At 61.9% G+C, this 13,521-nt stretch carries 13 protein-coding genes; 6 read left to right on the top strand and 7 right to left on the bottom strand.

Translation table 11 applies throughout. From position 1 onward, the window contains the following. On the top strand, positions 1-1,347 hold the full coding sequence (locus ELH03_RS23915) for an NAD(P)/FAD-dependent oxidoreductase (RefSeq protein ID WP_130766758.1): 1,347 nt from the start codon (positions 1-3) through the stop codon (positions 1,345-1,347). Between the two features lie 94 nt (positions 1,348-1,441). Here ELH03_RS23915 and ELH03_RS23910 read toward each other — a convergent pair whose 3' ends face one another. After that, positions 1,442-1,906 (bottom strand): Lrp/AsnC family transcriptional regulator, encoded by a 465-nt coding sequence (locus ELH03_RS23910; RefSeq protein WP_003550368.1) that lies wholly within the window; start codon positions 1,904-1,906, stop codon positions 1,442-1,444. A 126-nt stretch (positions 1,907-2,032) separates the two neighbouring features. Here ELH03_RS23910 and alr point away from each other — a divergent pair, with 126 nt between their 5' ends. The 3 genes from alr (at position 2,033) to ELH03_RS23895 (ending at position 5,546) form a co-directional block, all read left to right on the top strand. Then, complete coding sequence (gene alr / locus ELH03_RS23905) at positions 2,033-3,166, top strand: alanine racemase (RefSeq protein WP_130660276.1); 1,134 nt, start codon at positions 2,033-2,035, stop codon at positions 3,164-3,166. A gap of 29 nt (positions 3,167-3,195) precedes the next feature. Beyond that, positions 3,196-4,446, top strand: a complete 1,251-nt coding sequence (locus ELH03_RS23900; protein WP_105008577.1) for a D-amino acid dehydrogenase — start codon at positions 3,196-3,198, stop codon at positions 4,444-4,446. 77 nt (positions 4,447-4,523) lie between these two features. Further along, entirely contained in the window at positions 4,524-5,546 is a 1,023-nt protein-coding gene (locus ELH03_RS23895) for a helix-turn-helix transcriptional regulator (RefSeq protein ID WP_130766955.1), read from the top strand. 21 nt (positions 5,547-5,567) lie between these two features. Here ELH03_RS23895 and ELH03_RS23890 read toward each other — a convergent pair whose 3' ends face one another. From ELH03_RS23890 to ELH03_RS23880, 3 genes are read right to left on the bottom strand one after another with little or no spacing between them, the layout of a single operon-like run. Then, complete coding sequence (locus ELH03_RS23890) at positions 5,568-6,728, bottom strand: M20 aminoacylase family protein (RefSeq protein ID WP_130766757.1); 1,161 nt, start codon at positions 6,726-6,728, stop codon at positions 5,568-5,570. Then, positions 6,725-7,972, bottom strand: a complete 1,248-nt coding sequence (locus ELH03_RS23885) for a Zn-dependent hydrolase (protein ID WP_130766756.1) — start codon at positions 7,970-7,972, stop codon at positions 6,725-6,727. The genes ELH03_RS23890 and ELH03_RS23885 overlap by 4 nt, the downstream gene beginning before the upstream one ends. Next, positions 7,969-9,180 carry a diaminopropionate ammonia-lyase gene (locus tag ELH03_RS23880; RefSeq protein WP_130766755.1) on the bottom strand — a complete coding sequence of 404 codons (1,212 nt, stop codon included), beginning with the start codon at positions 9,178-9,180 and terminating at the stop codon, positions 7,969-7,971. Before ELH03_RS23880 ends, ELH03_RS23885 begins: the two co-directional genes overlap by 4 nt. 105 nt (positions 9,181-9,285) lie before the next feature. Here ELH03_RS23880 and ELH03_RS23875 point away from each other — a divergent pair, with 105 nt between their 5' ends. Beyond that, positions 9,286-9,768: an Lrp/AsnC family transcriptional regulator gene (locus ELH03_RS23875; RefSeq protein WP_033183003.1), complete on the top strand. Its 483-nt coding sequence runs from the start codon at positions 9,286-9,288 to the stop codon at positions 9,766-9,768. A gap of 41 nt (positions 9,769-9,809) precedes the next feature. Here ELH03_RS23875 and aptA read toward each other — a convergent pair whose 3' ends face one another. Then, positions 9,810-11,144 carry an omega-aminotransferase AptA gene (gene aptA / locus ELH03_RS23870; protein ID WP_130660272.1) on the bottom strand — a complete coding sequence of 445 codons (1,335 nt, stop codon included), beginning with the start codon at positions 11,142-11,144 and terminating at the stop codon, positions 9,810-9,812. Positions 11,145-11,287: 143 nt separating this feature from the next. On the opposite strand from aptA, the gene ELH03_RS23865 reads away from it, so the two are divergent. Then, positions 11,288-11,836 (top strand): cupin domain-containing protein, encoded by a 549-nt coding sequence (locus ELH03_RS23865; RefSeq protein ID WP_018245416.1) that lies wholly within the window; start codon positions 11,288-11,290, stop codon positions 11,834-11,836. Here the strand turns inward: ELH03_RS23865 and ELH03_RS23860 are convergent. Beyond that, complete coding sequence (locus tag ELH03_RS23860) at positions 11,833-12,615, bottom strand: pyrroline-5-carboxylate reductase (protein WP_130660271.1); 783 nt, start codon at positions 12,613-12,615, stop codon at positions 11,833-11,835. The genes ELH03_RS23865 and ELH03_RS23860 overlap by 4 nt on opposite strands. Before the next feature lie 4 nt (positions 12,616-12,619). Further along, a complete protein-coding gene (locus ELH03_RS23855) occupies positions 12,620-13,339 on the bottom strand; it encodes a GntR family transcriptional regulator (RefSeq protein WP_064250419.1) in 720 nt (239 codons plus the stop codon). Positions 13,340-13,521 lie beyond the last annotated feature (182 nt).

The following is a 13,521-nucleotide window of genomic DNA, read 5'->3' as shown; positions in this document are numbered from 1 at the left end:
GTGACCCAGGCCGCAAAAAACGTTTTCATTGCATCCAAGCATCCGAAACGCGCAGGCGTTTCGGGCTGGGTGGCCACACTTGCGCCGCGTACGCCACAGCCCGCGCTGAACGGACCGGTCATTGCGGATGTCACGATCATCGGCGGTGGTTTCGCGGGCCTTTCGGCGGCCCGGCGTATCTCACGCCTGGACCCGAACGCACGGGTCGCCGTCCTCGAAGCGGGTATCGTCGGCGAGGGGCCGGCGGGCGCGAACTCGGGCTTCATCATCGACCTCCCGCACGAGGTCTCGTCCGACGACTTCAGCGGAGAGTCGGAGGCCAAATTCAGGCAGTCCGTCCTCATACAGCGCTCGGCCATCGCTCTGGCGACCGAGATGGCGACCGAAAACGGTTGGGGCAAGGACGTGTTCGATCCCTGTGGTCGATACAGCGTCGCCATCAGCGCGGAAGGCGACAGGCACCTCGAGGACTATGCGCAGCAGCTCTCGAAAATGGGCGAAGATCATCGGCTCCTGAGCGCCAGCGAGATCGACGCCGTGACGGGGTCGCCGGTCTACACCTCCGGTCTGTTCATGCCCGGCACGGTCATCGTGCAGCCCGCCGCCTACATTCGCGGGGTCGCCGACTGCCTGAAGGAGCCGGTCACCCTTTACGAGCGGTCGCCAGCGCTCTCGTTCGAGCGCCTCGGTACGGGATGGCTCGTCAAGACGCCGCAGGGTTCCGTGCAGGCGGCAAAGATCATCATGGCAAACAACGGACATGCGGAGAGCTTCGGCTTCTTCCGTGGGCGTCTGCTCCATGTCTTCACTTATGCCTCCCTCACCGAGGAGTTCGACCCCTCGCGCCTCGGCGGAGAACGGAAGTGGGCCGCCACTCCCGCCCTGCCGATGGGAACAACTGTCCGCCGCATCAGCACCGGCGCGGGCGACCGAATCCTGGTGCGCTCGCGCTACAGCTATAATCCGAGCATCGCAGTCAGCGACGCCGCGATCCAGCGAGCCGGCCACCTCCACGACGGCAAGTTCTCCAATCGCTTTCCCACCCTTGGTGGCGTCGGGATGCAGTACCGCTGGGCCGGCGCGATGGCACTCACACGCAATCATGTTCCGGCATTCGGTGAGATCGAGCGCGGCGTATTCGCGGCATGCGGCTGCAACGGCCTTGGAGCGTCGAACTCGACAGCGTCAGGGATCGCGGCTGCGGAACTGGCGCTCGGACACGATTCCGAACTCGGCCGTGTCTACGCGCGCCTGGCTGCCCCGACGGCATTGCCGCCGCAGCCGTTCACGGCGATCGGAGCAAAGATCCACCTCGCCTATCGCGAGTGGAGTGCAGGATCCGAGTGATAGGCGGGTTCTCCAATCTGCGCCAGCGGCGCAGTTGATGATACAGCGAGGCTTGCCATGCGCGATGTGGATGGATGCGCGGGTGGTTCGCGGTTCAGCGCCTGCCCCTCGTGCGCGTCGCCAGAACATTGCGGATCGAGAAGCTGGAATGAATTCTGAGGACCCCGGGTAAGGTCGACAGTATCTCTTTGTGGATCCGCTCGAACTCGCCCGCATTGGCAACCTCCACGCGCAGCAGATAGTCGGAACCGCCCGTCATCAGAAAACATTCCCGGATCTCGGGATGCCGGCGAACCGCCGCCTCAAGGCGGTCGAGATAGTCCTCCGTTTGTCGCTCTAGGGTGATGTTGATGATCACGGCGATCATCTCATCCGCATTGCCGGTGTCGACCAGCACCGTATAGCCACGGATGACGCCTGATTTTTCCATGATCTTGATGCGCCTGAGGCAGGCCGAGGGAGAAAGACCGATCTCGGCGGCGAGCTTGGCATTGCTCATGCGGGCATCGAGGCGCAGCAGTCTCAGGATATTGCGATCGATGGCGTCGAGGGCGGGCATGAGAGATCGTTCCAAATTTTCATCGATTATGCGGATATAATACAAATCATGCAATAATAGACTACTGAATGACAGGCAATTTCGCTCATTATTTCATAAACTCCCTGAGATCGAAAAGGGGTGGACATGGATAGCGATATTTTGGTTTCCCGCACACGCACCGCTACGACCGCGCAGGGAGCCACGGGCTATCTGACGATCGATCTTGCCGCCCTCGGCCGTAACTATCGCAAGCTCGTATCTATGCTGGCATCGGTCCGCGCGGGGGCCGTCGTCAAGGCCGATGCCTATGGTCTCGGCGCCGAGCTGGTCGCGAGAACGCTTTACAGTGAAGGTTGCAGGCATTTCTTCGTCGCACAATTTGTCGAGGCCGTGAGGCTCCGACCGGCCCTTGCGCACGACGCCCAGATCTTCGTGTTGAACGGCTTACAGCCGGGAAACGAGATCGCCTGCGCCGAGATGGGCATTGTCCCGGTTCTCAATTCGCTGGCGCAGTGGCAGCAATGGTCTGCGGTTGCCCGCATTCTGAAGCGCTGCCTGCCAGCCGTCCTGCAATTCGACACCGGCATGTCGCGGCTCGGTTTTCCCAGGGAAGAGCGAGCAGAGCTGGCGGCGGCTCTTCGCGATGGCACCAATGTCGAAATCCTGTTCATCATGAGCCATCTGGCTTCGGCCGATGACATCGACAGCGAACAGAACGGCGAGCAATTTGCCGAGATGTCTCGCATTGCCAACGAATTTCCGGTCTTCGATATTTCCTTCGCCAATTCCGGCGGCGTTTTCTTGGGCGACGCCTATCACGGCGTGCTCGCCCGCCCGGGCATCGCGCTTTATGGCGGTGCTCCGAACGCCGGCGAGAAGAACCCCATGGAGCCGGTCGTCAGCCTTAATGTCGCCGTCGTGCAGACGCGCACCGTGCCGGCGGGGGCGAAGGTCGGTTATGGCGGCGCGCATGTCACGCAACGCGAAACCCGTCTAGCCACCATTGCCGCCGGCTATGCCGATGGGCTGCCGCGATGCCTGAGCGACCGCGGCGCCGTCTATTTCAAGGGCATCCGCCTGCCGATCGTCGGCCGTGTGTCGATGGACAGTGCGACCGTCGACATCACAGCCCTGCCCGAAGGCGCGCTGACCTTCGGCAGCCTTGTCGAAGTGCTTGGCCGCCATCAGACGCTCGAGGACATCGCCCGCGACGCCGGCACCATTTCTTACGAAATCCTAACCGGCCTGGGCGATCGTTACGACAGGCAATATCGCTAAGAGCCGGCGGCTCCATCATTGGGAACATCATGAAGGTCATCGTTCTAGGAGCCGGCATCGTCGGCGTCACATCCGCTTATCAACTGGCCAAGGCCGGCCATGACGTCACGGTCGTTGACCGGCAGTCGGGCCCGGCGCTGGAGACGAGCTTTGCCAATGCCGGAGAAGTCTCCTTCGGCTATTGCTCGCCATGGGCAGCGCCCGGCATTCCCATGAAGGCCATGAAGTGGCTGTTCATGAAGCACGCGCCGCTCATCCTGCGCCCGAAACTCGACATGGCCATGCTCTCCTGGATGGCAAGGATGCTGTCGAACTGCACCTCCGAGCGCTATGCGATCAACAAAAGCCGCATGCTGCGCCTTGCCGACTACAGCCGCATCGCGCTGGCCGATCTTCGCGCCGAGACCGGCATCGCCTATGACGAACGCATGCAGGGAACCCTGCAGCTGTTCCGCACGCAGCAGCAGCTCGAGTCCTCGGCAAAGGATGTCAAGGCACTGGCTGCCGACGGCATTCCCTATGAGGTGCTGGATCGGGACGGATGTGTCCGCTTCGAACCAGCATTGAGGCACGTGCGCGACAAGATTGTCGGCGGTCTGCTGACGCCGAAGGACGAAACCGGCGACTGCTTCAAGTTCACCAATGCGCTGGCGGCCAAAGCTGCGGCGCTCGGTGTCCGTTTTGCTTACGGGACGACGATCAAGGCGCTGGATGTCGAGGCCGGCCGGGTGCGCGGGGTCATCACCGATCGTGAGCGGATGAGCGCGGAGGCCGTGGTGGTCGCGCTCGGCAGCTATTCGCCACTGTTGCTCAAGCCGCTCGGCATCCGGCTGCCGGTCTATCCGGTCAAGGGCTATTCGCTCACCATCCCGATCACCGATGCGTCACGCGCGCCGGAATCGACCGTGATGGACGAGACCTACAAGATTGCGATTACCCGGCTCGGCGACCGCATTCGCGTCGGCGGCATGGCTGAAATATCAGGCTATACCAACGATCTCGGCCTGGCCCGCCGCAGCACGCTGGAACACTCGGTCACCGATCTTTTCCCCGGCGGCGATATTTCCAAGGCCTCCTTCTGGTCCGGCCTGCGGCCGATGACGCCGGATGGCACGCCGGTCATCGGCCCGACAAAGATCGCCGGCCTCTTCCTCAATACCGGTCACGGCACGCTCGGCTGGACCATGAGCACCGGTTCGGCGCGCCTCATCGGCGATCTCGTCGGCGGCCGCCAGCCGGAAATCGACGCGAGGGATCTCGCAATCAGCCGCTACGGCTGAAACACCCGGGCAAAAAGAGATGAACATGATTGCACAAATCCATTATCACTTGTGTACATCGTCTATCGAGGTCACGGATGTCCGTTAAATCTCATATACATAACAATGGCGGCCTCACCGGAAATCTGGCGGCGCAGAGCATGCTATTTCGGGAAACGGCGCACAGCGGAACAGACCCGGACGAACTCTCGGAAATATTGTCGACGCCAAACTCCCCGATCAAGGTTGCGGCGGAAGGCAATATGCCGATTGCATACCGCTGCAATTTTGTCTCCGTGGGAGAAGAGGTAACCGTAGCCGACTGCACCTACGAAGGCACAATCTTGATCAGGCGGGAGGCGCCCAGCGACAGGATGATCGTTTTTCTACCGATGGAAGGGAACGCATCCTTTGAAGGCATGCGGGAGCAAATATATTCGGTTCCCGCTCGTGGTACGATCCTTGAGGCAGGTCGTGCCGCAGGCGCCCGCCTGTTTGGGCCTCGCCGTCATTTCGGCCTGTTCGTCGATCAGGCGAAGATCGTCAGCCACCTCACGCATATGTTCGAACGAACGATCAGCGGCGACATCGATTTTCATCCTCACATCGATCTGACGACCGGTCCGGGGCTTGTATTGCAGCAACTTGTCTCGAGCCTCCATCGCGGCCTCAGCGGCAACGGACCGCTGCAACGGTCGCCGCTGGCCGCCGGGTCGCTCTGCGACGCGGCGATCTATCTGCTTCTGGAGGCCTGCCCCAATCGCTATTCGAATGAGCTTGCGCTCCCTGCTCCGACACCGGCCCCACGCCACGTGAAATGGGCGATCGACTTCATGCAGGAGCACATCGCTGAGCCGATTTCGCTCAACGATATCGCGATGGCAGCCAAGGTCAGCGTTCGGACTTTGCAACAGGGTTTCCGGCAGTTCAGGGATACGACCCCGATGGCCTATCTGCAGGAACTTCGGATGGTTGCCGCCCATCGCGATTTGCTCGAATCTGACACCAAGCAAGGCATTGCCGACGTCGCGCTGAGATGGGGCTTTACGCATCTGGGGCGATTTGCAGCCGAATACAGGAAGCGCTTCGGCCAGCTGCCGTCACAGACCTTGAAGCGCTGAGCGCTCACCGGGTCTCACAGATCAGCCTGTCTGGAGCCGTCGACGAACAATCCCTGCGTGGAAGTTTGCTCCATGCGAGAGGCCGGCGTCATTGAAGTCATAGGTCGGGTTATGGAGCGGCGGCGAGTGCTCGCCATTGCCCAGGAACACGAAACAGCCCGGCACCCGCGAGAGGAACTGCGCGAAGTCTTCGGATCCGGTCATTGGCTTGCGCGCGATGACGACATTCGAAGCACCGTAGAGATCGCGTGCCACAGTCAGGGCCTCCTCCGTCAAGACAGGGTCGTTCATGAGAGGCACGAATTCCCTGGTGTAGACGACATCGGCCTTGACGTTGTAGGTCATGGCCGTGCCCTCGGCGATCAGGCGCATCTGCTTCTCGATCGTCTCACTGATCTCCGAACGGAAGCTGCGGGCATCGCCCAGAATGCGGGCGAGGCCGGGGAGCGCATTCCTCGTGCCGTCGGTGATCAGTTCCGTGACGGACACGACGCCGATATCGGCCGGATCCAGCCGCCTGGAGACGATGGTCTGCAGGTTGGTCACGAGCGCGCAGGCCGCGACGAGCACCTCGTTGCCCCAGTGCGGTCGTGCGGCATGGCCGCCGACGCCCGTTAGCGTAATCTCGAAATTGTCCTCGGCCGACATGATCGCGTCAGGGCGCGTTTGGAAGCTGCCGACGCCGATCCCCGGCATGTTGTGGATGCCGTAGATTTCGTCGAACGGGAATCTTTCGAAGAGCCCGTCGGCGATCATCGCCAGCGCGCCTTTGCCCCATTCTTCGGCCGGTTGGAAGATGAAGCGCACGGTGCCGTCGAAACCGCCTTCACCGGCCAGGATCTTTGCTGCGCCGAGCAGCATCGTGGTGTGGCCGTCGTGACCGCAGGCATGCATGATGCCCGGATTTTGAGACCGGTGCGGGATGTTCGCCTGTTCGTTGATCCTGAGCGCGTCCATATCGGCGCGCAGGGCAACGGCGCGATTGCCGCTGCCACGCTTCAGCGTTGCGACGACTCCTGTGCCACCGACGCCCTCGACGACCTCGTCGAGCCCGAATTCCCGCAGCTTGGCGGCGACGAAGGCCGACGTCCGCTGCTCCTCGAAGCCGAACTCGGGGTGAGCGTGAAGATTGTGTCTCCACGCCGTCATTTCCGCATGAAGCGCGTGCCTGTCGATGGTCATGCCGGCAATCCTTCCGTGGCAAGCCGGCGAACGACGTCAAGCAGGATACTCGTGCCTGCGACGAGATCTTCGTCGGCGGTATATTCCTTGGGATTATGGCTGATGCCGCCGATGCTCGGCACGAAGATCATCGCCGACGGGGCGATCCTAGCGATCATCTGCGCATCGTGGCCGGCCCCGGAGGTCATCCGCCGGCAGGCGAGACCGCGGTCCCGCGCCGCCTTTTCGACCAGCCTCACGATCCTCTGATCGAACTTCACTGGCTCGAACCTGGCAAGCCTTTCCACCGATACGCCGACCTGTTCCTCGGCGGATAGCCCGGTCAGGAATGCTGCGAGCGCGGCTTCCTCTTCCTTCAGCCGCTCCTCGTCCGGGTCGCGAAGATCGACCGTGAACGTCGCCCGCGATGGGATCACGTTGATGACATCAGGTTCGAACCGCATGCAACCGACCGTCGCGACCGTCGGCGTGTTCGATGCCTGCGCCCGGTCGCGCAGGAAGGTGACGACCCGTGCGGCGGCATGGCCCGCGTCGCGGCGCATGGAGATCGGCGTCGTTCCCGCGTGATTGGCGTCCCCCGTGATGACAACCCTCTGCCAGGAAATGCCTTGCAGATGTTCCACGGCGCCGACGGGAATGCCCTCGCGCTCGAGGACCGGCCCTTGCTCGATATGCAGTTCGATATAGGCATGCGGTCTGAGGAACTCCGGTTGATGCTCGCCGGCATAGCCTATCCGCTCGAGTTCATCGCCGAGCACCGTTCCATCGGTGCCGATGGTGGCAAGCGCCGTATCGACATCCAGGCCGCCCGCATAGACCAAGGATCCCATCATATCGGGTGCGTAGCGCACGCCCTCCTCGTTCGTGAAGGCCGCAACGACGATCGGCCGGGATGGCGTCAAGCCTTCCGCCTTCAGCGTTTCGATCACTTCAAGCCCGGAAAGCGTGCTGTAGCAGCCGTCGTAAATGCCGGCGCCGATGACCGTGTCGATATGCGAGCCAAGCATGAGGGGCGCGGCGTCAACGGTACCTTCAGGCTTCCAGATGCCGAAGATATTGCCGATGCGATCGACCGCGACCTCAAGTCCTGCGCCCTCGATCCAGCCGACGAACCGGTCGCGGCCGAGCTTCTCCGTATCGGAAGCCGCCAGCCGGATCAGCCGGCCGTCGGCATCCCGGCCGATCTCGCCGAGCGTCCGGATCCGTCCGAGCAGACGCGCCGCATCGATCGATTGTCCGGTCATGTCAGCGCTCCTTCACGGTTCTTGGCAACGACTGCTGCGGGTGACAGTCCGACGATCTCTTGATATTTGCCCGGATCGGTCGCGCCTTCCGTATTCACGACGAAGATGCGGGAGCGGCCGTCGATCGACAGGGCGGCCCTGACCGCCGGGTCGGCGACGGCCTTCATGGCCCCTGCGAGGCCGACACCGCCGCTTTCGCCGGCGACGACCGCCGGATCGCCGGAGATCGGGTGGGCAAGACGCTTCATGACATCGGTTGCATCCGCCTCATCCACCGTCATGAAGGCGTCGGCGGCACGGGAAAGAATCCGCCATGCGACAAGGGAGGGTTCGTAACATTCGAGCATGGCCATGACGGTCGGTTCGCCATGGGCGATCGTGACCGGACGTCCGGCGCGCGCCGTCTCGAACAGGCATGCAGCGCGGGCGGGATCGACGACCGTGAAGAGGGGACGACTTTCGCCGAGTGCAATTGCCAGGTGGCCGGCCACCGCTGCGGCAATTCCCCCGACGCCGGACTGGATGAACACATGGGTCGGCGGCTCCGGCATCTGCCTGAGAGCTTCCCTGACGAGGGCGGTATAGCCTTGCATCACCAGACCGGGGATCCGCTCATAGCCCGGCCAGGACGTATCCGAAACGATGATCCAGCCGTTCGCCTCGGCCACGCGGGCCGCCTCCCGGACGGAGTCGTCATAGGTTCCCTGAACGCGGATCATCTCGGCACCGAGGCGGGCGATGGCGGCGACGCGTTCGTCGCTGACGCCTGAGTGTACGAAGATTGCGGCGCGCGCACCGACCAGTTGCGCGCCCTGGGCAACCGAACGGCCATGGTTGCCGTCGGTCGCACAGGCGACGGTCATCGCCTGCGCAACGGCGCGGATATCAGGTGAATGCAGCTCCGCCATGTCGACGACGCGGCCGAGCCGCTGCTCGGCCTGTTCGAGGACAAGGCGGATCACCGCATAGGCTCCTCCGAGCGCCTTGAAACTTCCAAGCCCGAGGCGATGGCCTTCGTCCTTGACATGGATCGCAGCGACGCCGATTTCGCTCGCCAATCCGGGCAAAGCCACGAGCGGCGTTACCCCATGGTCCTTCCGGAAGGCGAGGTGGCGTTCCACCTCCACGGCGGCGGAGGCGTCGAGCGTTTTCTCATCTCTCGGGTCAAGTGCCAGACCATAGTCCGCTGTGGTGTTCAAAAGAAACATCGCGCACCTTTATGTGTGGTTTCGCTGAACTCTATTGCAGCACATACGAAAAAGGCGCTGATATTTGACCGTTCATTTGCAATTTTGTTTCATTGGAGCATCGATTTGCGCAACCCCGTTCACCAGCCGCATCTCGACGATTTCGACCGGAAGATCCTCGCCATTCTCCAGCGGGACAATATGACCCCGCAGCGAACGATCGGCGATGCGGTGAACCTTTCCGCGCCGGCCGTTCAGCGACGGATCAAGCGCATGCGGGAGGAGGGGGTCATCCGGGCGGATGTTTCGATCATCGAGCCGCAGGCGGTCGGACAATCCATCACGATCTTCGTCGAGGTGGAGGTCATCAGCGAAACCGCCGAGCAGATCGAGCAGGCAAAGACTGAGTTCGCGGCCGCAGCCGAAATCCAGCAATGTTACTACGTCACCGGCGAAGCGGATTTCATTCTGGTCATCATCGTGCCGTCGATGGCCGACTACGAGGCTCTGACGCGCAGGCTGTTCTTCGGGAACAACAACGTCAAACGCTTCCGGACCTTCGTCGCGATGGATAGGGTCAAGGTCGGGCTTGGGGTGCCTGTGGGATAGGAGGATGCGGCGGCTGGTTTACCGCCGCATCGGGAGCGGGCCTATGCGGCGCGCTTCAGCGCATCACCGAGCGTTGAGACGATCGTTTCGATCTGGCTTTTCTCGATGATGAGCGGCGGCGAGAGGGCGATAATGTCGCCGGTCACCCGGATCAGCAGGCCCTTGTTGAAGCAGTCGACGAAGATTTCGTAGGCGCGGGTTCCCGGCGCGCCGTCACGAGAAGCCAGTTCGACTGCGCCGACCAGTCCGAGATTGCGGATGTCGACGACATGAGGCAGGCCTTTCAGTGAATGGAGGGCCTCCTGCCAGTACTCGGCCAAATCGGCTGCGCGGGTCAGCAGGCCTTCCTCCTCGTAGATCTCCAGAGTAGCGAGCCCGGCGGCGCAGGCGACCGGATGGCCGGAATAAGTGTAGCCATGGAAGAGTTCGATCGCGTTATCAGGTCCGACCATCAGGCCGTCATAGACCTTTCGGCTGGCAAAGACCGCGCCCATCGGGATCGTGCCGTTGGTGATGCCTTTTGCCGTAGTGATCAGGTCGGGCACGACGCCGAAGTAGTCGGTCGCGAAAGGGGTGCCGAGACGCCCGAAGCCGGTGATGACCTCGTCGAAGATTAGCAGAATCCCGTGCTTGTCGGCGGTTGCGCGAAGTTTCTCCAGATAGCCCTTCGGAGGCAGGACTACGCCTGCCGATCCCGACATCGGCTCGACGATGACGGCTGCGATGGTTTCGGCGCCGTGCAGCTGCACCAGGCGCTCGAGATCGTCCGCCAGTTCCACGCCGTGAGGGGGAAGGCCCTTTGAAAATGCATTGCGCCCGATGTCGAGCGTATGGCGCATATGGTCGGCCGGTATTTGCGGGAAGACCCGCCGGTTGTTGACGAGACCGCCGACGGAAATGCCGCCGAACCCGACGCCATGATATCCCTTCTCGCGCCCGATGATCCGTGTGCGGGTGCCCTGGCCGATCGCCCGCTGATAGGCGATGGCGATCTTGAGCGCCGTATCGACCGATTCCGAGCCTGAGCCGGTGAAGAAGATCCTGTCGAGCTTGGCTTGCGGGCCGCCCGGCGCATTCGCAGCCAATTTCGAGGCGAAGTCGAAGGCGATCGGATGCCCCATTTGAAAGGTCGGTGCATAGTCCAGTGTTGCAAGCTGTCGTTCGACGGCTTGGGCGATCTTCTTGCGGCCGTGGCCGGCATTGCAGCACCAGAGGCCGGCCGTGCCGTCAAGAACCTGATTTCCATCGATGTCGGTGTAATACATGCCCTCGGCTGCTGCGAGAAGCCGCGGCGTGGCCTTGAACTGCCGGTTCGCGGTGAACGGCATCCAGAAATTTTCGAGTACGGGCGCGTTCGTTTTGCTGAGCTGGTCCATCCTGGCCTCCTTTGGGATGGCGCCGAGAATGGCAATTTCTCTCTTTCAAACAAGTCCTTTTCTTTGTCGGTGCAAGCTATTGAAATTGAATGGGCGTGAAGGTATGATTTTAGATATTCTGGACAACACAAACGAACCGCGTCATGTCCGTCGATATCGGCAACCGCCTTCGCCATCTCCGCATCGCCCATAAGCTTTCCCAGCGTGAGCTCGCCAAGCGCACCGGAGTGCCCAATTCGACGATCTCGCTGATCGAATCGAACGCCTCCAATCCCTCGGTCGGGGCCTTGAAGCGAATTCTGGACGGCATCCCCATCGGCCTGGCGGAATTCTTCGCCTTCGAGCCCGAGCGTCCAAGGAAGGCCTTCTACGCGGCCGAGGAGCTGGTGGAGATCGGCAAGGGCGCCATCTCCTACAGGCAGGTTGGGGAAAACCTGTTCGGGCGCAGCCTGCAAATACTCAAGGAATGCTACCAGCCGGGCGCCGACACCGGAAAGGTTCCCCTTGTTCACGAGGGGGAAGAGGGCGGGATCGTGCTATCCGGAAGGCTCGAGGTGACGGTCGATGACGAGCGGCGCATCCTCGGGCCAGGTGACGCCTACTATTTCGAAAGCAGGCGCCCTCATCGCTTCCGTTGCGTCGGACCGGTGCCCTGCGAGGTCATCAGCGCCTGCACGCCGCCGACGTTCTAATTCCTGCCCTCGATGCGGGCAAGTACGCCGTCGAGTGCGGCAGTCAGCGCCGCAACGCCGCCCTTCTTCTCGAAGTCCGAGAAAACCTGCTCGTTCAGTCCGCCTTTGGTAGCGAATTCACGGCTCAGCGCGCTGAACGGTTCGTTGCCGGGGCTGTTCGCTTTCTGCGCGAGGCTTGCAAAGAGCGGGGCAATGTAGGCCTGTCCCTTCGCCTTTTCGAGGCCGCTTCTTTCCAGCCAGACGGCAACCTGCTCCATGATGCCGAAATAGGTCGACATCATTGCGCTCGCTGCCGCGAGAAGATCATATTCCTTCCTCGACTGGCATTGGACAGCCGTTCCGAGCGCATCGAAAAGCGCTGCGACGGCTGTATCGGGCGGATAGATGGCAGTGACGCCTTGCCGGCCTGCGACGAAGGGCAGGGGAATCGCCTGCACGAGATGCACGTCGGCGGCGATCCATTCGGAGAGGGCCTGGCGCTCCGTCGCCGCAACGAGGCTGACGACCATTTGGCCATCCCTGAACGATAGCGCGCGCACGACCTCCTCGGCGACCTGCGGCCGTATCGCCAGGAACACCATGTCGCTGCGCTCGACGACGTCCTGATTGTCCTTGGCAATTCTCACGGCGGCGAATTCGTCTGCCAGAGTCGCGGCGATATGAGCGCTTCGTGGAGACACGTGGATCTCGGAGGCATAGGCCGGCTCAGTGAGAATCCCGCGAACCATCGCTTCGGTAATCGCGCCGGTGCCGACGAATCCGATACTGTCGATTTTCATTTGCTTACTCCGCAGCCCGCAGCGGCCCCAGCGCGACATCCGTCGTGTAGTTCTCGCGCATGAAATTGATGAAATTGTCTTGGAACTGGCGCGTATGGGCGTGGGCGAGTTCGTCGGCGAGATCCACGTTCTTGTCCCTGACGGCATTGAGCATGAGCGTGTGTTCGTCGGTCAGGAGATAGCCCTCGTGCGTCCGCTCCAGATATTCGAAATGCAGGTGGAGCATGCGTTGCCCCTGCGACAGCAGCTTCTCGTAGAATGAGGCCAGATACTGGTTTTTTCCAGCATGGGCGATTGCCATGTGGAATTCCTTGTTGGCTTCCGACATGGCGAGGTGATTGCCGGTTTTAACCGCCGCTTCGAACGACTTCAGCCGCTTGGCGATGATCTTCAGGTCAGCCTCGGTCCTGAGCGCGGCGGCAAGCCGCGTATTCATGCGCTGCGCGATGTCGAGCGCCTCCACATATTTGGGAAATGTCGCCACTTCGATCGGCGCTACGATCGTGCTCCGGTTCGAAAGCGTGACGACCAGCTCGTCGGCGCCGAGCCGGATCAGGGCTTCGCGCACCGGCGAGCGCGACATGTCGAAGCGTTCGGCAAGCGTCATCTCATCGAGAAGCTGACCGGGCGGCAGAGTGAGCGCCAGGATCTCGTTGCGAAGCGTCTCGTAGACGTTCTTCCAGCCAGTCCCGCGGATTCGTTTCACTTCCGATTCATCAGACACTTAGGTCCCTTTCTCTCGACGCGGGTCACATTGGGCCAGAAAAGCAGCGTGTCGGCAATGTAATTTTTCCGCTTGACTTTGTCGACACGCTGTTGACATATCGTTCTCAGTCGACACGAAGCCGACAAGAAAAAAATAGAAACGGCTAGAGCCGACGAGTGGAACCGCGCGCTTCGCGCACA

It is taken from the genome of Rhizobium beringeri, from assembly GCF_004306515.1.
Lineage (GTDB): Bacteria > Pseudomonadota > Alphaproteobacteria > Rhizobiales > Rhizobiaceae > Rhizobium > Rhizobium beringeri.
The sequence above is the reverse complement of the archived record's forward strand: the minus strand, read 5'-3'. Positions and strand labels throughout refer to the sequence as shown.

What these genes read in the sequence shown, in the direction of transcription:
- ELH03_RS23860 (WP_130660271.1), bottom strand. Translation starts at nt 12,615, where the DNA reads ATGAAAATCGACAGTATCGGATTCGTCGGCACCGGCGCGATTACCGAA.
- ELH03_RS23885 (WP_130766756.1), bottom strand. Translation starts at nt 7,972, where the DNA reads ATGACCGGACAATCGATCGATGCGGCGCGTCTGCTCGGACGGATCCGG.
- ELH03_RS23910 (WP_003550368.1), bottom strand. Translation starts at nt 1,906, where the DNA reads ATGCCCGCCCTCGACGCCATCGATCGCAATATCCTGAGACTGCTGCGC.
- aptA (WP_130660272.1), bottom strand. Translation starts at nt 11,144, where the DNA reads ATGGACCAGCTCAGCAAAACGAACGCGCCCGTACTCGAAAATTTCTGG.
- alr (WP_130660276.1), top strand. Translation starts at nt 2,033, where the DNA reads ATGGATAGCGATATTTTGGTTTCCCGCACACGCACCGCTACGACCGCG.
- ELH03_RS23890 (WP_130766757.1), bottom strand. Translation starts at nt 6,728, where the DNA reads ATGACCATCGACAGGCACGCGCTTCATGCGGAAATGACGGCGTGGAGA.
- ELH03_RS23880 (WP_130766755.1), bottom strand. Translation starts at nt 9,180, where the DNA reads ATGTTTCTTTTGAACACCACAGCGGACTATGGTCTGGCACTTGACCCG.
- ELH03_RS23865 (WP_018245416.1), top strand. Translation starts at nt 11,288, where the DNA reads ATGTCCGTCGATATCGGCAACCGCCTTCGCCATCTCCGCATCGCCCAT.
- ELH03_RS23900 (WP_105008577.1), top strand. Translation starts at nt 3,196, where the DNA reads ATGAAGGTCATCGTTCTAGGAGCCGGCATCGTCGGCGTCACATCCGCT.
- ELH03_RS23895 (WP_130766955.1), top strand. Translation starts at nt 4,524, where the DNA reads ATGTCCGTTAAATCTCATATACATAACAATGGCGGCCTCACCGGAAAT.